This is a genomic window from Pseudomonas fluorescens, assembly GCF_902497745.1.
In the GTDB taxonomy this organism is placed as follows: Bacteria; Pseudomonadota; Gammaproteobacteria; order Pseudomonadales; family Pseudomonadaceae; genus Aquipseudomonas; species Aquipseudomonas fluorescens_BM.
This window is the reverse complement of the sequence record NZ_CABVHJ010000016.1, coordinates 118,472-143,285: the sequence shown is the minus strand read 5'-3', so window position 1 is coordinate 143,285 and position 24,814 is coordinate 118,472. Positions and strand designations below refer to the sequence as shown.

Genomic DNA, 24,814 nt, shown 5'->3' with positions numbered 1-24,814 from the left:
GAATTTCTTGACGACCATAGAGCGTTGGAACCACCTGATCCCATCCCGAACTCAGCAGTGAAACGATGCATCGCCGATGGTAGTGTGGGGTTTCCCCATGTGAGAGTAGGTCATCGTCAAGATTAAATTCCGAAACCCCAATTGCGAAAGCAGTTGGGGTTTTGTTTTGCCCGCAGGAAAGTTCGTACAGCATTCACGGACGCCGTCCGGCTGTCACAACCTGCCGACAATGCTAAGGTTCTGCCCTGGCTTTTGTACTTCTCCAAGGAAACCCTTATGCCGGACGCCCAGTCCCTCAACGCTGCATTCATGGTGGTTCAGAGCAACAGCCTGGACGAACTGCGCAGCCTTGTGATCAGCATCATGCGGCGCTATCCACTAGCTCCCCTGGAAAATGAAATTGCCTTGGTGCAGAGCAACGGTATTGCCCAATGGCTCAAATTGGCTCTGGCGGAAGACCCGCAGGACGAGGATCTGGGCGGCTGCGGTATTGCGGCAGCGATTGATGTGCAACTGCCGGGCAGTTTCATGTGGCAGCTTTACCGCATGGTTCTTGGACGAGAAGAAATTCCGGCCAAATCCCTGCTCGATAAGGCACCGTTAACCTGGCGTCTGATGCGCTTGCTACCCCAGGTGATCGATCGCCCGCATTTCGAGCCGTTACAACGCTTCCTCACCAACGACACTGACTTGCGTAAACGCTATCAACTGTCTGAGCGCCTCGCGGATCTCTTCGACCAATATCAGGTCTATCGCGCCGACTGGCTCGAGGATTGGGCCGAAGGGCGGCATCAACTGCGAAATGTCAGAGGCGAAGTAAAACCGCTGCCACCGACCAGTTGCTGGCAAGCGGAGTTGTGGCGTGCATTGCTCGATGACGTGGGCGAACTGGGAATGGCGCAGAGTCGTGCGGGTGTTCATCAGCGATTCATCGAGCGCATCAATAATCTCACCGAGGCCCCGGTGGGTTTGCCATCACGAGTGATCGTCTTCGGGATTTCTTCGTTACCAGCCCAAGTGCTTGAAGCGCTGGCCGGGCTCGCGCGTTTCAGTCAGGTTCTGCTGTGTGTGCACAACCCCTGCCGCCATCACTGGGCCGACATCGTCGCCGACAAGGATCTGCTGCGCCATCAATACAAGCGGCAATCGCGCAAAAGCGGAATGCCCGTCGTGCTTGATCCTGAAACACTGCATCAACATGCCCATCCGCTGTTGGCAGCATGGGGCAAGCAAGGCCGGGACTACATCAGCCTACTCGACAGTTATGATGATCCGAATAGCTATCGAGCGGCTTTTCGCGACGGTCGCATAGACCTGTTCAGCGACACCCAGCCACAGAATCTGCTCAATCAACTCCAGGACGACATCCTGGAGTTGCGCCCGCTCAATGAAACTCGTGAACACTGGCCCGCTGTCGACCTGGCTGATGACGAGTCGATACGCTTTCACATTGCCCACAGTGCTCAACGTGAAGTCGAGATATTGCATGACCAGCTCCTCGCGCGCTTCAGTGCCAACCCGGATCTGCGCCCTCGCGATGTGATCGTGATGGTGCCGGATGTCGACAGCTACGCGCCGCATATCCGCGCGGTGTTTGGTCAGCTTGATCGCCACGACCCGCGATTCATACCCTTCACATTGGCCGATCAGGGGCAGCGCGGCCGCGATCCATTGCTGATCGCGGTCGAACACCTGCTCAAGCTTCCCGATAGCCGTTTCCCGGTCAGTGAAATCCTCGACCTGCTCGACGTTCCCGCACTTCGCGCACGCTTTGGTGTGGAGGAGCGCGACCTGCCAACGCTGCACCGCTGGATCGAAGGTGCAGGCGTGCGTTGGGGCATGAACGCCGAGCAGCGGGCGGGCCTGGGTTTACCGAATGAGCTTGAACAAAACAGTTGGCATTTCGGTCTGCGCCGGATGCTCTTGGGCTACGCCGTCGGCAGCGCCAACGCGTGTGAAGGGATTGAGCCCTATGATGAAATCGGCGGACTCGACGCCGCACTGATCGGGCCGTTGGTAGCCTTGCTCGACGCTTTGGAACTTGCTCATCAGCAGCTCACTCAACCCGCTCAACCCAAGGAGTGGGGTTATCGGTTGCAAGCGCTGATGCAACTGTTCTTCAAAGCCAGTAACGAACATGACGATTACTTGCTGACGCAGCTCGAAGAGCTTCGTGAAACCTGGCTGGAAACATGTGAGGCCGTAGGTCTTGCGGATGAGCTGCCACTGACAGTTGTGCGCGAAGCCTGGCTCGCCGGGCTGGATCAGGGGCGTTTATCTCAGCGCTTCCTGGCCGGTGCCGTGAATTTTTGTACGCTGATGCCCATGCGTGCCATTCCATTCAAACTGGTCTGCCTGCTGGGAATGAATGACGGCGATTATCCCCGCGCACAGCCTCCGCTGGACTTCGACCTCATGGGCAGCGACTACCGTCCGGGAGATCGTTCGCGGCGTGAAGATGACCGCTACCTTTTGCTCGAAGCACTTTTGTCAGCGCGCAATCAGCTGTACATCAGTTGGGTCGGCCGCAGCATTCGCGACAACAGTGAGCGACCGGCTTCCGTGTTGATCGGCCAGTTGCGCGATCACCTCGCCAGCGGTTGGCGATTGCTCGACGAAAGCGGCGATCTGTTAAGTGCCATGACGCAAGAGCACCCGCTGCAACCGTTCAGCGCGCGCTATTTTCATGACGGCGATCACCTCTTCAGCTACGCCAGCGAATGGCAGGTTCTGCATCAGCAGCATGAGCCTCAACGCGAAGTGCAGTTGCTTACCCCTTATGTACAAGAGGAACCGTTGAGCCTGGCTTTGCTGCAGGATTTTTTGCGCAATCCGGTTCGACACTTTTTCACCCAGCGCCTCAAGGTCTATTTCGAGGCCGCCGAAGCTCCTCTGGCCGATGAAGAACCCTTCGTGCTGGACGCATTGCAGCGTTACACACTCAGCGACAGCCTGCTCGAAGCCGCTCTCAGGCAACCGGACAATGTCGATGAGGCGCTGACTGCCCAGGCACGGCGTCTGCAAAACAGCGGCCTGTTGCCAATGGCTGGGTTCGGCGAGTGCCTGCAACGAGAGTTGATCGAACCTCTGCCGGATTTGCTGCAGCGTTATCAACAACTGCTGACACTCTGGCCTGGCCCTTTGACCAGTGCGTTACCGGTCAACCTTGAATTGCAGGGGTTACGCCTTGAAGGCTGGCTTGCCGGTTTGCATCAGCGCGCCGACGGTGGCCTGTTGTCGGTCACGACCATCCCCAACAGCATTGGCTCGATCAAAAGCCGTAAATGGCATCGCCTGACCAGACCCTGGGTCAATCATCTGGTGGCCTGCGCCAGCGGACTTTCCCTGAGCACTGCACTGGTTGCCAGCGATGACACCCTGCTGCTTGATCCCATGGAGCCAGATCGCGCCATACGGTTCCTCGGTGATTTGCTCCTCGCCTGGCAGGCGGGTATGCGACAGCCGCTGCCCATCGCAGTAAAGACCGCTTTCGCGTGGCTTTCTCAGACCGACCCGCTGAAGGCAGAAGCTGCTGCACGTAAAACCTATGACGGTGACGGGCAGACCAGCGAAGGTGAGCGCCGCGAGAGCCCGGCGTTGTCACGTCAATTTGCCGATTTCGAGGCATTGCTTGCTGACGAGACGTTTTCCGGTTGGTGTGATGCTTTGTACCGTCCGCTGTTTGAAGCGCCCTGGCGTTCGCTATCCACTGAAGGGGCTCGCGCATGAGTACCAAGACACCCCTCGCACTGGCATTTCCGCTACAGGGCAGCCAGTTGATCGAAGCCAGTGCCGGTACCGGTAAAACCTTCACGATTTCTGCGCTCTATCTGCGACTTATCCTGGGGCACGGTGACGAGTTGAGCGGGTTCGGTCGCGAGTTGCTGCCACCACAGATTCTCGTCGTGACCTTCACCGATGCTGCGACCAAGGAATTACGCGAACGCATACGCACGCGTCTGGCGGAGGCCGCCCGATTTTTCCGCGACGAAACGCCTGCGCCCGACGGATTGATTGCCGAATTGCGTGATCAGTTCGACTCTCAACAATGGCCCGGTTGTGCCAACCGTCTCGATGTCGCCGCGCAATGGATGGACGAGGCGGCCGTTTCGACTATCCATAGTTGGTGTCAGCGTATGCTGCGTGAACACGCGTTCGACAGCGGCAGTTTGTTCACCCAATCCCTGGAAACCGATCACAGCGACTTGCTTGGCGAGGTGTTGCGCGATTACTGGCGGCTGTTCTGTTATCCGATGCAAGGCGATGCCTTGAACTGGGTTCGCAGCAACTGGGGCGGACCTGCGGCATTGTTGCCACGCATACGCGGCTTGTTCGCCAGTGAGCGCGACAGCGACGAGGGGAAGGCGCCTGCGCAGCTGATCGAAGAATGCCTGCAAGAACGCCGGGCGGCGTTGACCGAATTGAAAATGCCCTGGCGCCAGTGGGCTGACGAATTGCTCGCCATTTGTCATCAGGGCGTTGCGAGCAAAACCGTCGACGGGCGCAAGATGCAGGCGCGTTACTTCGAACCCTGGTTTGAAAAGCTCAAGGCATGGGCCGAAGACGAGTCCCTGGAGCAACTGGATATCGGCACCGGTTTCACCCGACTGACCCCCGACGGCATGGCCGAAGCGTGGAAAGGTCAGGCCCCGAGCCACCCGGGCCTGGACGCCATGCCGAAGCTCAAGTCGAATCTCGATGCATTACCCACTCCCGATGCTGCTGTGCTGCAACATGCCGCCAAATGGGTAGGCGCACGCTTTGAAGAAGAGAAGCGCCGTCGTGCCGAAATGGGCTTCGACGACATGCTTTTGCGTCTGGATGCCGCGCTGCAATCCGATGGTGGCGAACGTCTCGCGACGTTGATCCGCGAGCAGTTCCCGGTCGCACTGATCGATGAGTTTCAGGACACCGACCCGGTGCAGTACCGAATCTTCGAAAGCATCTATCGTATCGAAGACAACAGTCCAGACACGGGGCTGTTTCTGATCGGTGATCCGAAGCAGGCGATCTACGCTTTCCGCGGTGCGGACATCTACACCTACCTGCGCGCGCGTCAGGCCACCACTGGTCGGTTGCATACGCTGGGCACCAACTTCCGCTCCAGCCACGGCATGGTCAACGCGGTCAACCATGTATTCGCACGCGCCGAGTCCCGAGAGCTGGGTCGCGGTGCGTTTTTGTTCCGCGAGAAAAATGGCGACAACCCAGTGCCATTTCTTCCCGTCGAATCTCAAGGTCGCAAGGAACATCTGCAAGTTGCCGGGCAAGCTATCGCGGCGTTGAATGTCTGGCACTTGTCCAGCGACCAGCCACTGTCGGGCGCGGTCTATCGTCAGCAGTTGGCAGCGGCGTGCGCCAGCGAAATCACCGCGCTGCTCAATGGTGGGCAAAACGCTAGCGCAGGATTCACTCAGGACGGCAAAGACTTCAGAGGTCTGAGGCCGTCCGACATCGCTATTCTCGTGCGCGACGGCAAAGAGGCGCAGGCCGTACGCGGTGAACTTGCTGCCCGTGGCGTGCGCAGCGTTTACCTGTCGGACAAGGATTCGGTATTTGCGGCGCAAGAGGCCCACGACCTGTTGTCCTGGCTCAAGGCCTGCGCCGAGCCGGATGTCGAGCGCTCCCTGAAAGCCGCATTGGCCTGTATCACCCTGAACCTGCCATTGGCCGAGCTGGAACGTCTGAACCAGGACGAACTGGTGTGGGAAGCCCGGGTCATGCAATTCCGTGGCTATCGCGAGCTATGGCGCAAACAGGGTGTGCTGCCGATGTTGCGACGCCTGTTGCACGACTTCCATTTGCCGCAAACCTTGATGACACGCAGCGATGGCGAGCGCGTGCTGACCAACCTGTTGCATCTGTCGGAGTTGATGCAGCAAGCGGCTGCGGAGCTGGACGGAGAACAAGCGCTGATTCGTCATCTCGGCGAACTGCTGGCAGTGTCCGGTCAGGCTGGCGAAGAGCAGATTCTGCGCCTGGAAAGTGACGAGCAACTGGTCAAGGTCGTGACTATCCACAAGTCCAAGGGACTGGAATATCCATTGGTGTTCCTGCCGTTCATTTGCTCGGCAAAACCCGTTGATGGCAGTCGTCTGCCGCTGCATTACCACGATGCAGCAGGCAAGGCTCAGGTAAGTCTCAAACCGACTGCCGAGCTGATTGCACAAGCGGATGATGAGCGTCTCGCCGAAGACTTGCGCTTGCTCTACGTTGCCCTGACCCGCGCGCAGCATGCCTGCTGGTTGGGCGTGACGGATCTCAAGCGAGGCAATAACAATAGCTCGGTGCTGCACCTTTCAGCGCTGGGTTATTTGCTCGGCGGTGGCGTATCGCTGGGTGAGTCGAGCGAACTGAAGCGCTGGTTGCAAGACCTGCAACAAGACTGCCCGGCCATCCACACCAGTGAAATGCCACAATCCACCGACGAGCATTACCGGCCACCACGCAACGACGCCGTGCTGAGCGCCACCCTGTTGCCCAAGCGCAAGGCCAGCGAAAACTGGTGGATTGCGTCTTACAGTGCGCTGCGCATCAGCGATGTGCTGAGTGTCGGCAGCGATGAAGCGCCGGACAGCCCGCAGGCACAAAAGCTGTTTGACGACGAACGCCTCGACCCGGACGCGCCGAGAGAAATCATAGCTGGCGGCGCCGATATCCACCGCTTTCCGCGCGGCCCCAATCCGGGAACGTTTCTTCACGGTTTGCTGGAATGGGCCGGTGACGACGGCTTCGCCGTTTCCCGCGAAGCGCTGGAAGATGCGATTGCCCGGCGCTGCAATTTGCGCGGCTGGGAGGGCTGGATCAACACCCTGAGTGACTGGCTGCAACATTTGCTGCAGTCACCATTGCCGATTGCAGGTGGGCAGCCGCCAGTTGTTCTGGAGCAACTGAAGCAGTATCGGGTCGAGATGGAGTTCTGGTTCGCCAGCCATAAAGTCGATGTCCTCAAACTCGACGAACTGGTGCGACAGCACACTCACAGGGGCGTGGCCCGTGTGGCGGCAGAACCGGTGCAGCTCAACGGCATGTTCAAAGGCTTCATCGACCTGACCTTTGAACACGACGGCCGTTATTACGTGGCTGACTACAAGTCCAACTGGCTTGGCGTGGATGATCTGGCTTACACCGAACAAGCCATGGAACAGTCGATTCTCGACAACCGCTATGACCTGCAATACGTGCTGTACCTGTTGGCGTTGCATCGCCAGCTCAAGGCACGGCTGCCTGATTACGATTACGACCGGCATGTCGGCGGCGCGTTGTATCTCTTCCTGCGCGGCACCCGTGCTGACAGTCGCGGCGTGTATTTTGCTCGTCCGCCCCGAGAGCTGATCGAACGTCTCGACCGAATGTTCCAAGGAAAACCCGAACCCAAGTCCGAACCCGCCTGGGAACAGGGAGTCCTGCTATGAGCCGCACCTTTGCCGATCTGCTCCCCACGCCGCTGGCAGCCGACAGTTTGTCGAGACTATCGCCCCTGACCCGCGCCGATGACCTGTTGATATTGCTGACCCGTTGGGTCGAGCGTGGCTGGCTGCGGGCGCTGGACAAAGCGTTTGTCGCGTTTCTTCACGAACTTGAGCGCGATACGGATCCGCTGGTGCTGCTCGCAGCTGCCCTGACCAGCCATCAACTTGGCCACGGTCATGTTTGTCTCGATCTGTACGAAACCCTGAAAGCTCCCGACTTCGCTCTGTCGCTGCCCCCCGAAGGTGACGTGCAAGGGGGGGTGTTGTTACTGCCTTCGCAGTTGCTTGAAGCGCTCGAGGGTGCGCACTGGTGCGAGGTTCTCGCGGGCAGCTCTTTGGTCGCACTGGCGGCGGATACCCGTGACATCGCACAGCAACGTCCGCTGGTGTTGGCCGGTAAACGTCTGTATTTGCGACGCTACTGGGCCTACGAACGGCGCATCGATTCGGCGTTGCGTCAGCGCCTGCAGCAAGTAGAGCCAACGCCGGACGATCTGTCGCAGCGACTGGATGGACTGTTCGGACCAGCCAAGGCTGGCGAGGTGATCGACTGGCAGAAACTCGCCTGCGCTCTCGCCACTCGCGGCGCCTTCAGCATCGTTACCGGCGGGCCGGGGACCGGTAAAACCACCACGGTGGTGCGTTTGCTGGCATTGCTTCAAGCCCCCGCAGTCGCGGCCGGTCATCCGCTGCGGATTCGTCTGGCGGCGCCGACAGGCAAGGCTGCGGCGCGGTTGACCGAGTCCATCAGCCAACAAGTGCAGTCACTGGAAGTCAGCGAAGAGGTGCGGGCGAAGATTCCTTGCGACGTCACCACCGTGCATCGTCTGCTGGGCAGTCGTCCCGGCACCCGACACTTCCGTCACCATTCAGGCAACCGCCTGCCACTGGATGTGCTGGTGGTCGACGAAGCCTCGATGATCGACCTGGAAATGATGGCCAATCTGCTCGATGCCTTGCCACCCCATGCACGACTGGTGTTGCTCGGTGACAAGGATCAACTGGCCTCTGTTGAGGCTGGCGCAGTGCTGGGGGATTTGTGCCGGGATGCCGAAAGTGGCTGGTACAACCCGCAGACCCGACAGTGGCTGGAGTCGGTCAGCGGTGAGTCCCTTAAGGACAGTGGCTTGCATGAGGACGTCGAGGGTGCTCACCCACTGGCCCAGCAAGTGGTGATGCTCCGCTACTCGCGGCGCTTCGGCGAGGGTAGCGGGATCGGCCAGCTCGCGCGGCGAGTCAATCAACAGTTGCCGGATGAAGCACGTCAGTTACTCACTGCCGGGCACTACGACGATGTGTATTCGCTGCCGCTCAAGGGGGAGCACGATCAGAAACTTGAGCGGCTGTTGCTGGAAGGGCATGGCGACGGGCCACAAGGCTATCGCCATTACTTGCGCGTGCTGCGCGAGCAGCGTCCATCGTCGGGTAGGCCGCTCGAACATCCGGACTGGGTCATTTGGGCCCGCGAAGTCTTGCAGGCGTTCGACACGTTCCAGTTGCTGTGTGCAGTGCGCAAAGGGCCATGGGGTGTTGAAGGTCTGAATCAACGCATCACCGCCGCGCTGCTCAAAGCACGACTGATCGAAAACGATCAGCAATGGTACGAAGGCCGGCCAGTCCTGATGACGCGCAATGACTACGGTCTGGGCTTGATGAACGGCGACATCGGCATTGCCCTCAAGCTGCCCGAGCGCGAAGGACCTGATGCAGGCAAACCGGTGCTGCGCGTAGCCTTCCCGCGCAACGACGGTCAGGGCGGTGTGCGCTTCGTATTGCCAAGCCGCCTCAACGACGTCGAAACCGTCTACGCCATGACGGTGCACAAGTCTCAGGGTTCGGAGTTTGCCCACACCGCGCTGATCCTGCCCGACGCCTTGAACCCGGTATTGACCAAAGAGTTGATCTACACCGGTATCACCCGGGCCAAGCATTGGTTCACCTTGATCGAATCCCGAGCGGGCGTGTTTGAAGAAGCGGTGCAGCGCAAGGTCAAACGCCTGAGCGGGTTGATGCTGGAACTGGAGGAGGGGAGCGTGCCTGCGAGGTGAAAATCCCGACGATTGGAGGTGATTACTGACCAACCGGTCAGAGGTCGCTGTCTCGCTGGTGTTTCAGCGCTGTGCTATCGTTGCGGCATCATTTCGGTACGATCCAAGAGAATCCCTGCATGAAGGTGTCTGTCTGGGCGACAGGGCGCGTAGTTGTCTGCAAGCACGCGTTGCTTGTCGGTCTGCTCTGGTTGTTGACGGGTGCAGCTGTCGCGCAGCCGCAAGCGCCGACGGGCATGGCCGAACAACGGGCAAAATCTGTCACGCAGGTTGTTCTTGGCATTCTCAGCTACGCGCGCTGGCCGGTTGAGCCAGCGCAATTGCGCCTGTGCATCGTCGGCCCGACCGAATACACCGACGACCTGGTCAAAGGCACCACGCAAGCCACTGGCAGACCGGTTACCGTACGTCGCCTGCTGGCTGACAACCCGGCGATCGTCAGCGAATGCGATGCGGTGTACATCGGCAAACTGACCGCCGATGAGCGCACTCGCTTGTTCGCTGCGCTGATCGGTCATCCGGTGCTGAGCATCAGCGAAGGTGGCGATCAATGCACGGTCGGCAGCCTGTTCTGTCTGCGCGTTGGCGATGAGCAAGTGTCCTTCGAGGTCAATCTCGACTCCGTTGCCCGCAGCGGCGTGCGCATTCACCCCAGCGTGCTGCAATTGTCGCGTCGCAAACCGGCGGCGCCATGAACCTGTTCAGATCGAATAGCCGCCCAACGCTGGGCTCGGTCATTGGCCGAGGCCATTTGACGGTCGCACTGGTGGGCGTGGCGATGGCCAGCGTTTCGCTGACGTTGCTCGGCGTACTGGCTTTACGGGTGTACGCCGATCACAACCTGCACTTGATCGCCCGTTCTATCAGCTACACCGTGGAAGCCGCGGTGGTGTTCAACGACAAGTCGGCCGCCAACGAATCGCTGGCGCTGATTGCTTCCACCGAAGAGGTCGCTGACGCCCAGGTGCTGGACAGTCAGGGACAACTGCTCGCGCATTGGCAACGCCCGGAAAACGGTTTGTTCTCTGAGCTGGAAATGCAGATCACCCGCGCCATCCTGGAAAAACCCATCAGCCTGCCGATCGAGCATCAGGACCGTGAAATCGGTCGTGTGCTGCTCACCGGCCATGGTGGCAGCCTGATGCGCTTTCTGCTCAGCGGTCTGGCGGGGATCGTCCTCTGCACCGCGATCAGCGCCTGGGTGGCGCTCTACCTGGCGCGTCGCCAGTTACGCGCGATCACCGGTCCTCTGCGCAGTCTGGCCAATGTGGCCCACGCCGCCCGCAGCGAACGAGCGCTGGATCGCCGCGTGCCGCCAGCGCAGATCGCCGAACTCGACAACCTCGGCAATGACTTCAACGCCTTGCTCGATGAACTGGAGTCGTGGCAAACCCATCTGCAAAACGAAAACGAAACCCTCGCTCACCAGGCCAGTCACGACAGCCTGACCGGTCTGCCAAACCGCGCCTTTTTCGAAGGACGCTTGATCCGCGCGTTGCGCAATGCCGGCAAACACAATGAACGCGTTGCCGTGTTGTTTCTCGACAGCGACCGCTTCAAGGGGATCAACGACAACTTCGGTCACGCCGCCGGTGATGCGGTGCTGGTGGCGGTGGCCAATCGCGTTCGTGCGCAGTTGCGCGAGGAGGATCTGGTGGCGCGGCTGGGCGGTGACGAGTTCGCCGTGCTGCTCACGCCGCTGCACAAGGTCGAAGACGCCGAGCGCATCGCCGACAAGATCCTCGCCAGCATGGACATGCCCATCGCCCTGCCGGGCGACACCAGTGTCGTGACCTCGCTCAGTATCGGCATCGCGGTTTATCCCGATCATGGTGCAACGCCGGGAGCCTTGCTCGATGCTGCCGATGTGGCGATGTATCAAGCCAAGCGCCTGTCGCGCGGCGCCCAATTCACGGCTGGGGCGGAGCACCCGGTCGATTCCGTTCAAACCAGGAGCTGATTCTCGTGTTCACACTGTCCATTCGATCTTTTTACGCTGTGCTATTGATGGCCGTATTGGCCCTGACCGGTTGCCAGACTGCGCCGCAAAAAGGCCTGACGCCAGCGCAGGTCGCCGTTCTCAAACAACAGGGCTTCGAGCTGACCGACGAGGGCTGGGAATTTGGCCTGTCCGGCAAAGTGCTGTTTGGCAGCGACGTTGAAAGCCTGAACAAGGAAAGTACCGAAATCGTCGGGCGCATCGGCAAGGCACTGCTGGGTGTCGGTATCGAGCGCGTACGGGTCGATGGCCACACCGACGCATCCGGTAAGGAAACCTACAACCAGCAACTGTCGCTGCGTCGCGCCAAGAGTGTCGCCAACGTGTTGGGCACGGTTGGTATGAAACAAGAGAACATCCAGTTGCAGGGCCTGGGCAGCAAAGAGCCGGTGGCGTCCAACGATACGGTCGCGGGCCGAACGGAAAACCGCCGGGTCTCGATTGTGGTCAGCGCCGACTAGTCGGCGAACTGCATGTCGCGGGTCTGCCCCATCAACAGATCCTGATTTCGCTCGGTCACCTCCCGGATGTAATCCCACAACAGGGTGATCCGTTTCAACTTGCGCAGATCCTCCCGGCAGTACATCCAGAACTGCCGGGTGATGTCGATGTCCTCCGGCAATACCGGCAGCAAACGCGGATCCTGCGCGGCGAGGAAACACGGCAGAATCGCCAGTGAGCGCCCTTGCTGCGCCGCGACGAACTGCGCGATCACGCTGGTGCTGCGCAAGTTGGCGCTGGCGCCCGGCAATACGTTCGCCAGGTACAGCAGCTCCGAGCTGAACGCCAGGTCATCCACATAACTGATGAATTGATGCTTGCCCAAGTCTGCCGGGCGGCGGATCGGTGGGTGTTTGTCGAGATATTCCTGAGTCGCATAGAGCTGCAAACGGTAGTCGCAGAGTTTGCAGCACACGTACGGCCCGTGCTCCGGCCGTTCCAGGGCAATGACGATATCGGCCTCGCGCTTGGACAGGCTGATGAAGTGCGGCAGTGGCAGGATGTCCACCGAGATCGCCGGGTAGGCGTCGACGAAATGGCTCAGTTGCGGGGTGATGAAAAAGCTGCCGAAACCTTCGGTGCAACCCATGCGCACATGCCCGGACAACGCGACGCCGGAGCCTGACACCTGCTCGCAGGCCATGTGCAATGTGCTTTCGATTGACTCCGCATAGCCGAGCAAACGCTGGCCCTCGGTGGTCAGGACGAAGCCGCTGGTCCGCGACTTCTCGAACAGCAAAGTGCCCAATGCCGCTTCCAGCGAACTGATGCGCCGCGAAACGGTTGTGTAGTCGACGGCCAGCCGTTTGGCGGCGGTGCTGGCCTTGCGGGTACGGGCGACTTCGAGGAAAAACTTGAGGTCGTCCCAGTTCAGCGAGCCTAGAGAGGTGATGTTTTTTTGCATGATGGACGGGCTTATATGTGCGTTCTTATTAGAAGTTTGCACATCTATACTCCAAAAACAGTCCGACAACCAATTCGTGACACACGCCTCATCTCAAGGCGAACCTTTCGCCTTGGCTCCTACGATAAAAACAAGTTTCGGAGACCAGCATGAACGCATCGCTTACGCCCAACGAAACCACGGTCCAGAAGGTCAAGCTGCTGATCAATGGCGAATGGGTCGAGTCGCAGACCACCGAATGGCACGACATCGTCAACCCGGCGACCCAGCAAGTGCTGGCGAAAGTCCCGTTCGCCACCGCCGCTGAAGTCGATGCCGCCGTCAGCGCCGCCCAGCGCGCCTTCCAGACCTGGAAACTGACCCCGATCGGCGCACGCATGCGCATCATGCTCAAGCTGCAAGCGCTGATCCGCGAACACTCCAAACGCATCGCCGTGGTGCTCAGCGCCGAGCAGGGCAAAACCATTGCCGACGCCGAAGGCGATATTTTCCGTGGCCTGGAAGTGGTCGAGCACGCGTGCTCCATCGGCAGCCTGCAAATGGGCGAGTTCGCCGAGAACGTCGCCGGCGGCGTCGATACTTACACCCTGCGCCAGCCAATCGGCGTGTGCGCCGGCATCACGCCGTTCAACTTCCCGGCGATGATTCCGCTGTGGATGTTCCCGATGGCCATCGCCTGCGGCAACACCTTTGTCTTGAAGCCTTCGGAGCAGGATCCGCTGTCGACCATGTTGCTGGTCGAGCTGGCAATCGAGGCTGGCGTTCCGGCCGGTGTGTTGAACGTGGTTCACGGCGGTAAAGACGTGGTCGATGGCCTGTGCACGCACAAGGACATCAAAGCGGTGTCCTTCGTCGGTTCGACCGCAGTCGGCACTCACGTTTACGACTTGGCCGGCAAACACGGCAAGCGTGTGCAATCAATGATGGGCGCGAAGAACCACGCCGTGGTGCTGGCCGATGCCAACCGCGAGCAAGCGCTGAATGCGCTGGTCGGCGCCGGTTTCGGTGCGGCCGGGCAACGTTGCATGGCCACATCGGTGGTGGTGCTGGTCGGCGCGGCGAAACAATGGCTGCCGGACCTGAAAGCGCTGGCGCAAAAACTTACCGTCAACGCCGGCAGCGAGCCGGGCACTGACGTCGGCCCGGTGATCTCGAAAAAAGCCAAGGCGCGAATTCTTGATCTGATCGAAAGCGGCATCAAGGAAGGCGCCAAGCTGGAACTGGATGGCCGCGACATCAAGGTGCCGGGCTACGAGCAGGGCAACTTTGTCGGCCCGACCCTGTTCTCGGGCGTGACCACCGACATGCAGATCTACACCCAGGAAATCTTCGGCCCGGTGCTGGTGGTGCTGGAAGTCGACACCCTCGATCAGGCGATTGCGCTGGTCAACGCCAACCCGTTCGGCAATGGCACCGGCCTGTTCACCCAGAGCGGTGCGGCGGCGCGTAAATTCCAGACCGAAATCGACGTCGGTCAGGTCGGTATCAACATCCCGATTCCAGTGCCGGTGCCGTTCTTCAGCTTCACCGGTTCGCGCGGCTCGAAACTCGGCGACCTCGGTCCGTACGGCAAGCAAGTGGTGCAGTTCTACACGCAGACCAAAACGGTCACGGCGCGCTGGTTCGATGACGACAGCGTCAACGACGGCGTGAACACCACTATCAACCTGCGCTGAGGAACTGCCATGAAAATCGCATTTATCGGTCTGGGCAACATGGGTGCGCCGATGGCGCGCAACCTGATCAAGGCCGGCCATTCGCTGAATCTGGTCGACCTGAACAAAACCGTGCTGGCGGAACTGGAACAACTGGGCGGCACTATTCGCGGTTCGGCACGTGAGGCGGCCGAGGATGCTGAACTGGTGATCACCATGCTGCCGGCCGCTGTGCATGTGCGCGGTGTCTGGCTCGGTGAGGACGGTGTGCTGGCTGGCATTCGCCAAGGTGTGCCAGCGGTGGATTGCAGCACCATCGATCCGCAGACAGCGCGTGATGTGGCAGCGGCGGCGGCCAAACAAGGCGTGGCCATGGCCGATGCGCCGGTATCTGGTGGCACCGGAGGTGCGACCGCCGGCACGCTGACCTTCATGGTTGGCGCCACCCCGGAACTGTTCGCCACGCTGCAACCGGTGCTGGCGCAGATGGGCCGCAACATCGTGCATTGCGGTGAAGTCGGCACCGGGCAGATCGCCAAGATCTGCAACAACCTGCTGCTGGCGATTTCGATGGTCGGTGTCAGTGAGGCGATGGCGCTGGGCGATGCACTGGGCATCGACACGACTGTGCTGGCCGGGATCATCAACAGTTCGACCGGGCGTTGCTGGAGTTCGGAGATGTACAACCCATGGCCGGGCATCGTCGAAACGGCACCGGCCTCGCGTGGTTATACCGGTGGGTTTGGTGCAGAACTGATGCTCAAGGACCTGGGTCTGGCGACGGAAGCGGCGCGTCAGGCTCACCAACCGGTGGTGCTCGGCGCTGTGGCGCAGCAGCTGTATCAGGCGATGAGTCAGCGTGGTGACGGCGGGAAGGATTTCTCGGCGATCATCAACAGCTATCGCAAGCCTGCAATAGAAGGGCAGCGCTGAACAAACTGTGGGAGCTAGCCTGCTAGCTCCCACAGGGGATTTTTGGGTATCCGATATTGTTTGCCGGGAATCACGTCGGGTGATCTCCCGGCTTTTTTGCATCAGGCGAACACGAAATACTTGCGCACGGTCTCGACCACTTCCCACGTGCCTTTCATCCCCGGCTCAACCATGAAGATATCGCCAGCACGCAAGTGAATTGGCGCCATGCCGTCCGGGGTGATCACGCAATAGCCTTCCTGGAAATGGCAGTACTCCCACTTCACATACTCGACGCGCCATTTACCCGGTGTGCAGATCCACGTGCCCATGATCTTGCTGCCGTCTTCGCTGGTGTAGGCGTTGAGGTTGACGGTGTGCGGGTCGCCTTCGAGTTTTTCCCATTTGCAGGCGTCGAGTACCGGCAACGGGTGGGTGTCGCGTAGAACGGTGATAGGGGCGGTCATGTGTCGGCTCCAGACAAGGCGATCAAACGGAAGCTGCACCCTATAGCGCCGTGCTTTGGCCTAGATGTCTGTGCTCGACATTCAGATATCCATAAACGCTGCCTGGTTTTACGGATGGAGGCGTAAACCTTCCAGCAAAATCAATTAACGGCAGTACTGATCTAAAACAAAGGTTATGAAGTTATAACTATTTTACTTGTCTGGTTTTTGCTTTTAGTACGTCGGTTCCGTTGCGTCCTTAGTTGCTTTCGAGAACCAACCTACCCGATAGCGCGGGCGCCCCACCATACCCCGTCTTTGTTAAGTAAATAAGTCCTTGGCCGCACCAGGGAGGTGCGGTATTTGCGAGGTTTTTCAGACTTTTTTCAAGTTGTAAAAAAACCTTGAATAGTTCGTTGACTCTCCCCTTAAGGGCAGAGTTTAGATTTCCGCCGCGTGAGAAGTTGCTGTGGGAAAAGTTACTTTTCATAAGTCGAATTCATGAAGTAGTCACGACATATAGGGAGATAGAAATGAACAATCCATTGGACTTGGAACATGTCATTGCCAGCACTCGCGAGATCCTGGCACAGCTGTTGGTGATGGGCGCGGATGAGATCGATGAGGACAGCAGCATCGTCGAGGATCTGGGTGCCGATTCGCTGGACATCGTCGACCTGAGCTTCCAGCTGGGCCGCCAATATGGCTGCACACTGCCGAAAACCAGCGTACTCGACCATGCGGTGGCGGTTTGCGGTGATGCCAGCGAGTTTCTCGCCAACGGTCGCATTACCGAAAGCGGCAAGCTTTTGCTTGAGCAAAGCCTGAGCGCCTACACCCCGGATCAACTGAAGGCGGGCATGCAACCGGCTCAGGTGTTCGCCGCGACCACCGTGCTTAACTGGGCCAACCAGTGTCGCAATCTCTTCAACTACCTGCCGGCCACCTGCCCGGATTGCAACGCTCACCAGGCGGTTCTGAACGAGCGCCAACAAGTGGTCTGTGGCGCCTGCAGTGCGCGCCTTGTGCCGGCCGATGGTGATGAAGTGTCGCGTCAATTGGTTGAGCAGTTTGTGACCACTCACGCCAAAGAAGCGGTGTAGGAGTTCTCATGCGGGCACGAGAAGTCTATGTGAGCGGGTTCGGCCTGGTGGCGCCCATGGCGCTGGACGCTGCCACGTTGTTCGAGCGGATTTGCCGGAAGCAATCCTGTGTCCGCGAACATCCCCGGTTCAAGGCGCTGGGATTCAACAACAGCGCAGCCGGATTTATCGACGATGCGCAGTGGCAGCGGATCGGCGCCGGTTTCGGCGGCAACGCGGCGCTGCACCCACGGCAAAGTGTGCTGGCCGAATACGTTGCCCGGCAGGCGCTGGAGCATGCCGGCCTGACGCCGGCAGACTTTGCTCACAGTCGCAGCGGTCTGTTTCTGGGCGCCAACAAGTACTGTGCCGACAGCCACGACCTGCATCGTGTCAGCCGTTGCATGAATGAGGCGGGGCGCGTCGACCTCGACCGTCTGTTGGATCATCCGCCATCGCCCGGCGCGATCTTCAACAGGCGAGTCGATCAACAGACACAACACCTGGCCGATCGGCTCGGCATCCGCGATCACATCTCGACCCATTCCGATGCCTGTGCCGCGGGCACTATGGCCATCGGCAGTGCTTACCGGGCCATCGAGCGCGGTGAGATCGATCTGGCCATTTGTGGTGCCGTCGAGTTGATGGCCAACGAATTGCCCTACTACATGTTCAACAGTCTCGGCGCGCTCTGTCAGGCCGACTTGCCGGCGAGCGAACAAAGCTGCCCGTTCATGCCTGACCGCAGTGGTTTTGTGCTCAGCGAGGGGGCGGCCATGGTCGTTCTCGAATCCGCTGAACACGCCCAACGACGCAAGGCTGCGCCACTGGGCCGGGTGCTCGGTTACGCGAATGTCTGCGAGGCGCAGAAAATGACCTCCAGCAGCCGGGATGGCAGCAAATACGAGGAATGCATGGAAGCTGCAATCGAAGATGCGGGACTGCTGCGCAGTGCCGTGCAACACGTCAACACCCACGGCACCTCCACCCAAGCCAATGACAGTTGTGAAGCGCTGGCCTTGCAGCGGTTGTTTGGCGGCTGCCAGGACTTCATGACCTTCACCGCCAACAAATCGGCCGTCGGCCATTCATTGGCCGGCAGCGGTGCAATCGAAGCCGTGCTGTCGCTGATGAGCCTGCGTGACGGTGTGCTGTTACCGACCTTGAATTACGACCCTGAACGTGCCGAATACCCATCGCTGAAGTTTCTGAGCGAGCCGCTTCGCCAGTCGATCAACGTGGTGATGTCCAACTCGTTCGGTTTCGGCGGTATCAACAGTTCGCTGGTTCTGGGAAGGGCATGACATGAACAGAGCCATCTATCTGCACGCCGCTGCTGTCCTGAATACAGCTGGCAGCGAATGTGCCGACTTGCTCGGCACACCGCGTTCTGCACAGCCACTGGCCTTTGACACGCGACGTCTGGCCTTTGCATTGCCGACGCCGCGTCTGGCGAGCGATTTGTTCGATCGCAAGATCCAGCGCAGCGTCGAGCCGCAGGGTTTGCGTCTACTGCATTGCGCAGCACGGCTGGCGCCATCGCTGGCGGCGCTGCAACTGCCCGCCTCGCGCGTTGCGCTGACCGCGGCCATTCCCGAAGTCGACGCACCGAGCCCTTGTTGGGACGCGGTGCAGGCGATCATCGAACAGCCACACAAACAACTCGGCCAACTGTTGGCCAACACGCCGCCCCTGCATGCGCTGACCCTGCTCAACAGCAGCGTCATGGCTTATGTCGCCGAAGCATTGAATTGCCACGGGCCAATGGGCGGATTTTGTTCCCAGGACAACGCCGGGCTGGATGCGCTGATCGAAGCCTGCCAGCAGATTGGCGAGCGGCATGCCGACGCCGCGCTGGTGGTCAGCAGCAGTCCGAACCTGACACCGGCCCTGTACCTGCGCGAGCCGGATCAGGCGAACGAGCCGGTTTTCGGTGAGGGCGCCGCGGCGCTGTTGCTGGCGTCAACACCACCCGCGGATACGACACACGTCTTGCGCGTAGCCGGGTTCGCTCGGGGTTACAGCGCGGATCCGCAACGTTCTTTAGCCGTAGGCCAGCGCGTGATCGACCAAGCCTTGAGTCTGGAGAAACTGCGCGTGGGCGACGTCGAACAGGTCGTCGGCAATTGCGCTGACGAGCAGTTGATGAAGTTGCTCGAAGCCTTCCCGCGCGAGGTTCGCAGTACCCGCGCCATGACCGGTGAACTGGGCGCCAGCGGCTTGCTGACTGAAGTAGCCCTGACCTTGCACCTCAGTCATGAGGCGACGGCGACGCCAGGCTACACGCTGCTGGTCAGCCACACTCGCGCCGGTCACTGGGGCGCATTGCTGTTGAGCAGTGAAACCATGGAGAGGCACGCATGAGTGCGACACGGATTGTGATCACCGGCATGGGCGCCGTCACCGGTTTCGGTTTCGAATGGCAGACCCTCTGGGAAAAAATGCTCGGTGCCGAACATTGTGTGCGGCCATGGCAGCCGGACGACCTGCAAGAGGCGTCGTTCGCGGTGCGTTATGCAGCGCCCGTCGACATGAGCCTGTTGCCGGAAAAACTGCACAGCCACGCGGCCTGGACCCTGCCACTGGAGAAACGCAGCCGCTTTGGCTGGGTGGCCGCCACGCAAGCGGTCAACGACAGTGGCCTGCAACCGGAGCAATTGCGCGGCGCAGCGGTGCTGTGTGCCTCTGGCGCGCCGCAACACATGCTCGCCGACATGCTCCTGACCGCCGCCCCGGATGGCGCTGCCCCGGGCTGGCAACACTTGATGCCGCGTGCCGGGCAAGTAAGTGCCGATGGCTCGCTGCGTCAGAGCAACGACCGTCTGGCGCGAGTAATCGCCGACGATCTGGGCTGCGAAGGCCCCGTGATCAATATCAGCAGTGCCTGTGCTGGTGCCTCCCAAGCGATCGGTAATGCCTTTCAGATGATCCGTCGTGGCGAAGTCAGCGTAGCGCTGGCCGGCGGGGCCGACTCGGTGCTCAATCTCGACACCATGGCCGCGCTGTACCTGCTCGGCGCCGCTTCGGGAGAGCAACGCTGGGGCGCCGACCTGTGTCGGCCGTTCGATCGTGACCGCAGCGGGCTGATCGCCGGCGAAGGCGGCGGTTTTGTCGTCCTCGAAAGCCTCGAACACGCCTTGGCGCGGGGCGCGACACCCTATGCCGAAGTGCTGGGTTTCGGCAGCAGCCTGGACGCTTATAAAGTCACCGCACCACAACCCGAAGGACGCGGCGCGGCGCTGGCGATGCAGGCCGCACTCGACGACGCCGGGCTACGCCCGCAACAGATCGATCTGATCAACGCCCACGGCACCTCGACGCCGCTCAACGACGTGGCCGAAACCCTCGCGATCAAAAGTGTGTTTGCCGAACACAAGCACTATCAAGTCTTGGCTGTCAGCGCCAACAAATCGCAGTTCGGTCACCTGATCGCGGCGGCCGGCGCACCCGAATGCATCGTCACCGCATTGGCCTGCCTGAACGATCTGGTCACGCCCACGGTGAACCTGCATGACGCTGACGAACAGTGCGATCTGGATTACTGCGCCGGTCAGGCCGTCAGTCGTCGCGTGGATTACGCGTTGAGCAACTCTTTCGGTTTTGGCGGCCTCAACACCTCGCTGGCCCTTGGCAAATATCGGGAGCACGGACAATGACCAATGCCTCTGCACGAATCGCCATCACTGGCAGCGGCTGTGTCTTACCCAGCGGCTGGGGTATCGAGCGTTTCTGGTCGGCAGCCCGCGAAGGTCGCAGCGCGATCTCGGCCTTGCAGTCGCCGCTTTTTCACAGTGAGCGTGTTGTCGCGTTCGGTCACGTCGCTGAGGACGATCATCAACGCAGTCGCCAGGACGTTGCACAAAACCTCCAGCGTTATTGTCCGCCGGCAGTGATCTGGGGCGTCAGCGCCGTGCGTCAGGCACTGGCCGAGGCAGGGCTTGAACCGGGCCGCGACAACGTACGTTTTGGTCTCTATTGCTGCCAGGGCGGGTACACCCATCCGTCGCTCGCCTCTTACGGTGAGCTGCTGCACGAATGTCAGACCAAGACCGGTGCCGACATGCAGCGTCTGGCCAAACGCGTATTGCAGGAGCGCGCGCTCGATCCGTTTCTGGTCCTCAAAAGCCTCAGCAACGGTTTGCTCGGGGTGGTCAGTCTGGCGTTGAAACTGGAGTGCGAAAGCAACGCTTACATGCAAGGCGTCGCCGGCAATCTGGCGGCGCTACGCGAGGCCTGCGCCGCGCTGCAAAGCGGTCGAGTGGATGCGGCCATTGTGGTCGGCGCCGGCAGTGAACTGGATCCGCTGGCGCTGGCTGCACTGGCCGAGGCTGGCGTTATCAGCACCGACGCTTCGCCAAGTCTGCGCGCCTTTGATCGCCACGGCCGTGGTGGTATTGCCGGCGAAGGCGCGGCGGCACTGGTACTGCGCCGCGCCGATGATCTGCCGGCAGGGCCGCAAACTTGCCTGACAGCACTGTTCGCCCATCCGCGTCTGGACTCGCTGAACCTGCCAGACAAACAGGTGGATCTGCTGGTCAGCAGCGCCACTGGCGATCCGCACAAGGATGCCGATCTGGCTCGCACCCTGGCGCGAACCGGCGCCGCACACATCACTAGCAGCACAGCGCTGACCGGCATTCTCAGCGGTGCGCCGAGCCTGGTGGATCTGATCCTAGCCAGGCAGGCGTTGCAGGCGCAAAGCATCCCGCCGGTCAGTGGGCTGGAACAACCGGTGGATGCGCACTTGCCGTTCGTGATCGGCGGGCCGCGCGATGCCGTGCTGCACGATTGCCTGGTGATCAACCGCGACGACAACGGTTTCAGTGCCGGCTACCAACTCGAATTTCACGCGGCCGACTGACCGTCGGCATGCAACGAAACGCAGCTGATTTTTTACTCAAGGGATAGAACTGTCATGGATTACCGCGATTACGTACGGCCGAAATTCGTTGAATTGATGCAGGCCCTGGGCCTGGAATGTCAGTTCCACAGAGCGCTGGGCAGCAAACTGTTTTACCGCGACCGCCAGGGCGATGAAGTAACCGTCACCGACTTCCTCGGTGGTTACGGCGCCGCGCTGTATGGCCACAACGATCCGCAATTTGTCGATCAGCTCGTCGACCTGTTGCGTGCCGATGTCCCGTTCAACGCGCAGATGTCGGTGCGCGGTGCGGCCGGTCAATTGGGGCGTGAACTCAGTGAAGCGTTCAACCGTGAACTGAACAACAGCGAGCGCTACATTTCGACCTTCTCCAACAGTGGCGCCGAGTCGGTGGAAATCGCCGTCAAGCACGCCGAATACCGTCGTCAGAAAAACCTGCAGACGCAATTCGACGAGCGTGATTTCGCCCTCGCCAATCTGGTTGCCAGCGACAAGGCTTATGTCGAACTGGACGTCGACGATCTCGATTTGCCAACCGGTCTGCTGCCGCAGAATCTGTCCTGCGTCACCGTGCGCCAAGTGGCCGAAGCGGTGCGTCAGCACAACCTGGCGCAACTGCATGTCGAGCCGGTGTTCCTGGCTGTGCGCGGCAGCTTCCACGGCAAACTGGTGAACACCGTTCAGTTGACCTATGGCAAGCAGTACCGCAAGCCGTTCGCCCGTTTCGGCCTCAATGTCGAGTTCATCGACCCGCAACAGCCACAGCAGTTGCACGACCTGCCGGCCCGTCATGTGCGTCACTGGCTGAGCCTGGAATGGAGCGGCGAAACCCTGCAGGTACGCCGCGAAGCATTCAGCGCGATCACGGCGGTATTGCTCGAGCCGATTCAGGGCGAGGGTGGCATCAACGAATTCGCCAATGAGTTCTATCTGGGCCTGCGGCGCCTGTGCAACGAGCAGCAATGCCCGCTGATCATCGACGAAGTGCAATCGGGTTTCGGCCGCACCGGCACCTTGCTCGGCGCCAGCCATTTCAACTTGCAGGGTGATTACTACTGCCTGTCGAAAGCGCTGGGCGGTGGCTTGATGAAAATCGCTGCGACGGTAATCCGCGCCAGCCACTACGAAAACGATTTCAGCTACATCCACAGCTCGACCTTCGCCGAAGACGATGCGTCTTGCCATATCGCTTTGTCGGCCTTGCGCCGTCTGTTCGAGAACGACAGCGCGATGCTCAAGGACGTGAACAAGAAGGGCGAATACCTCAAGTCTTCGCTGCTGGAACTCAAAGCGGCCTACCCGGACGTGATCGCCGACGTGCGTGGTCGTGGCTTGCTGCTGGGCTTCGAACTGCACGACCTGACCGGCACCAGTTCGCTGGTTCAGGCATCGGCGCAGTACAACGATGCGCTGGGCTACATCATCGCCGGCTACCTGCTGCAATTCGAATCCCTGCGCGTGGCGCCGTCGGGCAGCAACGCCAATGTGATTCGTCTGGAGCCGCCGGTGTGCATCACCTTCGAAGAAATCGACGGACTGATCGCTTCCTTGCAGAAAGTCTGCGACATGCTGCGTCGGCGTGATGCGTTTCCGCTGGCGGCCGGTGTGTGCGCCGACAGCATTGCGCAGGTGCCGGCTCGTGAGGTCAGCTTCAAGGAGAACGAAAGCCTCCCAAAGTCTGACGAGAACGTACGCGTGGTGGCGCGCGTGGCGTTCATCAACCATTTGATTGATTCGGACATGCTCAGCGACGTCGATCCTTCACTGTCGACCCTGAGCGCCGAGCAGAAGCGCGAGTTCATCAAACGCATGGCGCCCGAGCGCCGTGCCGCGCCAATCGGCCCGGTGCAGATCCGCTCGAAACTCGGCACCGCCGTGGAATTCACCCTGTACCCGCTGTGCATGGACTCCGATGCCATGGCGGCTTATATCGCCAGCGGTGATCTGCAAACCATCCGCGAAGAAGTCGGCAATCGCATCAAGGATGCCCGCGCCGATGGTTACACCGTCGCCGGGCTGGGTATGTACACCTCGATCGTCACCAACAACTGCCAGGCCTTGCAGATTCCCGACATGGCGCTGACTTCCGGCAACGCGCTGACCATCGGCATGGGCCTGGAAGCCATCGAACAGGGCTGCAAGCAGCAAGGCCTGGAACTGAGCGAGCAGACCGCTGCGGTGGTCGGTGCGGCGGGCAATATTGCCTCGACCTACGCCTCACTGCTGTCGACCAGCGTCGAGCACCTGATCCTTATCGGCAGCGGCCGCGACGGCTCCCTGCGTCGTCTGGAAAAAACCGCGCAACTGATTTACGCCGAAGCCGCCCGCGCGATCCTCAAGGGTGTCGCCGAGCACGACCGTCTTGCCCGTCGCTTGCAGCAAATCGACGGTATTGATGCGCTGTTGCAGGCCCACGGCAGCAGTGCCGATCTGGGGCAGCGTGTGGCGAAGCTGGTCGAAGAACGCTTGGGCGCAAACGCTTTCATCACCGTCAGCAACGATCTTGATGTGCTGAAACAGGCGCGCATCGTGCTCTGCGCGGCGAACGCACCGCAGCCGTTTCTCTTTGCCGAGCACTTCGCCGAAAACAGTGTGATCTGCGACATCGCCGTTCCGCTGAACGTTGACCAGAATCTCGCCAGTCAACGCAGCGACGTGCTCTACATGCACGGCGGCATCGTGCAGACGCCGCTGGGCGATGGCCTGGTGAAAAACGTACGGGCCTATCTCAAGCAAGGTCAGTTGTACGCGTGCATGGCCGAGTCGGTATTGATGGGCCTGTCCGGGATGAAACAGCACTACTCCTACGGCGACATCAGCCGCGAGCAAGTGCAGCAGATTCGTGCACTGGCGGCGACCCACGGCTTCAGCCTCGCGCAGTTCAAAACCGACAACTCGCTTTAAGGAACGGTC

Annotated in this window: 16 protein-coding genes and 1 rRNA gene; 15 read left to right on the top strand and 2 right to left on the bottom strand. The window is 60.4% G+C overall.

What is annotated here, in order from left to right:
• Window positions 1-6: 6 nt before the first annotated feature.
• The 7 genes from rrf to F8N44_RS22860 all read left to right on the top strand — a co-directional run bounded on the left by rrf (window position 7) and on the right by F8N44_RS22860 (window position 11,980).
• Window positions 7-122 (top strand): 5S ribosomal RNA (gene rrf / locus F8N44_RS22890).
• A gap of 154 nt (window positions 123-276) precedes the next feature.
• Window positions 277-3,729, top strand: coding sequence for an exodeoxyribonuclease V subunit gamma (recC, locus tag F8N44_RS22885; protein ID WP_150651896.1), 3,453 nt, complete (start codon window positions 277-279; stop codon window positions 3,727-3,729).
• Window positions 3,726-7,415, top strand: coding sequence for an exodeoxyribonuclease V subunit beta (gene recB, locus F8N44_RS22880; protein WP_150651895.1), 3,690 nt, complete (start codon window positions 3,726-3,728; stop codon window positions 7,413-7,415). The genes recC and recB overlap by 4 nt, the downstream gene beginning before the upstream one ends.
• Window positions 7,412-9,520: an exodeoxyribonuclease V subunit alpha gene (gene recD / locus F8N44_RS22875; protein ID WP_150651894.1), complete on the top strand. Its 2,109-nt coding sequence runs from the start codon at window positions 7,412-7,414 to the stop codon at window positions 9,518-9,520. The genes recB and recD overlap by 4 nt, the downstream gene beginning before the upstream one ends.
• A gap of 119 nt (window positions 9,521-9,639) precedes the next feature.
• The gene (locus F8N44_RS22870) at window positions 9,640-10,215 is read left to right on the top strand and encodes a YfiR family protein (RefSeq protein WP_150651893.1); all 576 of its coding nucleotides are present in this window, start codon (window positions 9,640-9,642) and stop codon (window positions 10,213-10,215) included.
• Entirely contained in the window at window positions 10,212-11,480 is a 1,269-nt protein-coding gene (locus tag F8N44_RS22865) for a diguanylate cyclase domain-containing protein (protein WP_150651892.1), read from the top strand. Before F8N44_RS22870 ends, F8N44_RS22865 begins: the two co-directional genes overlap by 4 nt.
• A 47-nt stretch (window positions 11,481-11,527) precedes the next feature.
• A complete protein-coding gene (locus F8N44_RS22860; protein ID WP_412071537.1) occupies window positions 11,528-11,980 on the top strand; it encodes an OmpA family protein in 453 nt (150 codons plus the stop codon).
• On the opposite strand, the gene F8N44_RS22855 is transcribed toward F8N44_RS22860, so the two are convergent.
• The gene (locus F8N44_RS22855) at window positions 11,977-12,924 is read right to left on the bottom strand and encodes a LysR family transcriptional regulator (RefSeq protein WP_150651890.1); all 948 of its coding nucleotides are present in this window, start codon (window positions 12,922-12,924) and stop codon (window positions 11,977-11,979) included. The genes F8N44_RS22860 and F8N44_RS22855 overlap by 4 nt on opposite strands.
• 149 nt (window positions 12,925-13,073) lie before the next feature.
• On the opposite strand from F8N44_RS22855, the gene F8N44_RS22850 reads away from it, so the two are divergent.
• On the top strand, window positions 13,074-14,600 hold the full coding sequence (locus tag F8N44_RS22850; RefSeq protein ID WP_095114177.1) for a CoA-acylating methylmalonate-semialdehyde dehydrogenase: 1,527 nt from the start codon (window positions 13,074-13,076) through the stop codon (window positions 14,598-14,600).
• Between the two features lie 9 nt (window positions 14,601-14,609).
• Entirely contained in the window at window positions 14,610-15,512 is a 903-nt protein-coding gene (mmsB, locus tag F8N44_RS22845) for a 3-hydroxyisobutyrate dehydrogenase (protein ID WP_150651889.1), read from the top strand.
• A 101-nt stretch (window positions 15,513-15,613) separates the two neighbouring features.
• On the opposite strand, the gene F8N44_RS22840 is transcribed toward mmsB, so the two are convergent.
• On the bottom strand, window positions 15,614-15,958 hold the full coding sequence (locus F8N44_RS22840; RefSeq protein ID WP_150651888.1) for a cupin domain-containing protein: 345 nt from the start codon (window positions 15,956-15,958) through the stop codon (window positions 15,614-15,616).
• Window positions 15,959-16,470: 512 nt separating this feature from the next.
• On the opposite strand from F8N44_RS22840, the gene F8N44_RS22835 reads away from it, so the two are divergent.
• The 6 genes from F8N44_RS22835 to F8N44_RS22810 are packed head-to-tail and all read left to right on the top strand — an operon-like array spanning window position 16,471 to window position 24,805.
• Entirely contained in the window at window positions 16,471-17,040 is a 570-nt protein-coding gene (locus tag F8N44_RS22835) for an acyl carrier protein (RefSeq protein WP_150651887.1), read from the top strand.
• Window positions 17,041-17,048: 8 nt separating this feature from the next.
• On the top strand, window positions 17,049-18,323 hold the full coding sequence (locus F8N44_RS22830; RefSeq protein WP_150651886.1) for a beta-ketoacyl-[acyl-carrier-protein] synthase family protein: 1,275 nt from the start codon (window positions 17,049-17,051) through the stop codon (window positions 18,321-18,323).
• A gap of 1 nt (window position 18,324) precedes the next feature.
• Window positions 18,325-19,383 carry a beta-ketoacyl synthase gene (locus F8N44_RS22825; protein ID WP_150651885.1) on the top strand — a complete coding sequence of 353 codons (1,059 nt, stop codon included), beginning with the start codon at window positions 18,325-18,327 and terminating at the stop codon, window positions 19,381-19,383.
• Window positions 19,380-20,675, top strand: coding sequence for a beta-ketoacyl-[acyl-carrier-protein] synthase family protein (locus F8N44_RS22820; protein ID WP_150651884.1), 1,296 nt, complete (start codon window positions 19,380-19,382; stop codon window positions 20,673-20,675). Before F8N44_RS22825 ends, F8N44_RS22820 begins: the two co-directional genes overlap by 4 nt.
• Entirely contained in the window at window positions 20,672-21,880 is a 1,209-nt protein-coding gene (locus F8N44_RS22815; RefSeq protein WP_150651883.1) for a beta-ketoacyl synthase N-terminal-like domain-containing protein, read from the top strand. Before F8N44_RS22820 ends, F8N44_RS22815 begins: the two co-directional genes overlap by 4 nt.
• A 54-nt stretch (window positions 21,881-21,934) precedes the next feature.
• Window positions 21,935-24,805 (top strand): aminotransferase class III-fold pyridoxal phosphate-dependent enzyme, encoded by a 2,871-nt coding sequence (locus F8N44_RS22810; protein WP_150651882.1) that lies wholly within the window; start codon window positions 21,935-21,937, stop codon window positions 24,803-24,805.
• Window positions 24,806-24,814: the final 9 nt, after the last annotated feature.

What these genes read in the sequence shown, in the direction of transcription:
- F8N44_RS22865 (WP_150651892.1), top strand. Translation starts at nt 10,212, where the DNA reads ATGAACCTGTTCAGATCGAATAGCCGCCCAACGCTGGGCTCGGTCATT.
- F8N44_RS22850 (WP_095114177.1), top strand. Translation starts at nt 13,074, where the DNA reads ATGAACGCATCGCTTACGCCCAACGAAACCACGGTCCAGAAGGTCAAG.
- recD (WP_150651894.1), top strand. Translation starts at nt 7,412, where the DNA reads ATGAGCCGCACCTTTGCCGATCTGCTCCCCACGCCGCTGGCAGCCGAC.
- F8N44_RS22835 (WP_150651887.1), top strand. Translation starts at nt 16,471, where the DNA reads ATGAACAATCCATTGGACTTGGAACATGTCATTGCCAGCACTCGCGAG.
- F8N44_RS22810 (WP_150651882.1), top strand. Translation starts at nt 21,935, where the DNA reads ATGGATTACCGCGATTACGTACGGCCGAAATTCGTTGAATTGATGCAG.
- F8N44_RS22820 (WP_150651884.1), top strand. Translation starts at nt 19,380, where the DNA reads ATGAGTGCGACACGGATTGTGATCACCGGCATGGGCGCCGTCACCGGT.
- F8N44_RS22830 (WP_150651886.1), top strand. Translation starts at nt 17,049, where the DNA reads ATGCGGGCACGAGAAGTCTATGTGAGCGGGTTCGGCCTGGTGGCGCCC.
- F8N44_RS22860 (WP_412071537.1), top strand. Translation starts at nt 11,528, where the DNA reads ATGGCCGTATTGGCCCTGACCGGTTGCCAGACTGCGCCGCAAAAAGGC.
- recB (WP_150651895.1), top strand. Translation starts at nt 3,726, where the DNA reads ATGAGTACCAAGACACCCCTCGCACTGGCATTTCCGCTACAGGGCAGC.
- mmsB (WP_150651889.1), top strand. Translation starts at nt 14,610, where the DNA reads ATGAAAATCGCATTTATCGGTCTGGGCAACATGGGTGCGCCGATGGCG.
- F8N44_RS22870 (WP_150651893.1), top strand. Translation starts at nt 9,640, where the DNA reads ATGAAGGTGTCTGTCTGGGCGACAGGGCGCGTAGTTGTCTGCAAGCAC.
- recC (WP_150651896.1), top strand. Translation starts at nt 277, where the DNA reads ATGCCGGACGCCCAGTCCCTCAACGCTGCATTCATGGTGGTTCAGAGC.
- F8N44_RS22825 (WP_150651885.1), top strand. Translation starts at nt 18,325, where the DNA reads ATGAACAGAGCCATCTATCTGCACGCCGCTGCTGTCCTGAATACAGCT.
- F8N44_RS22855 (WP_150651890.1), bottom strand. Translation starts at nt 12,924, where the DNA reads ATGCAAAAAAACATCACCTCTCTAGGCTCGCTGAACTGGGACGACCTC.
- F8N44_RS22815 (WP_150651883.1), top strand. Translation starts at nt 20,672, where the DNA reads ATGACCAATGCCTCTGCACGAATCGCCATCACTGGCAGCGGCTGTGTC.
- F8N44_RS22840 (WP_150651888.1), bottom strand. Translation starts at nt 15,958, where the DNA reads ATGACCGCCCCTATCACCGTTCTACGCGACACCCACCCGTTGCCGGTA.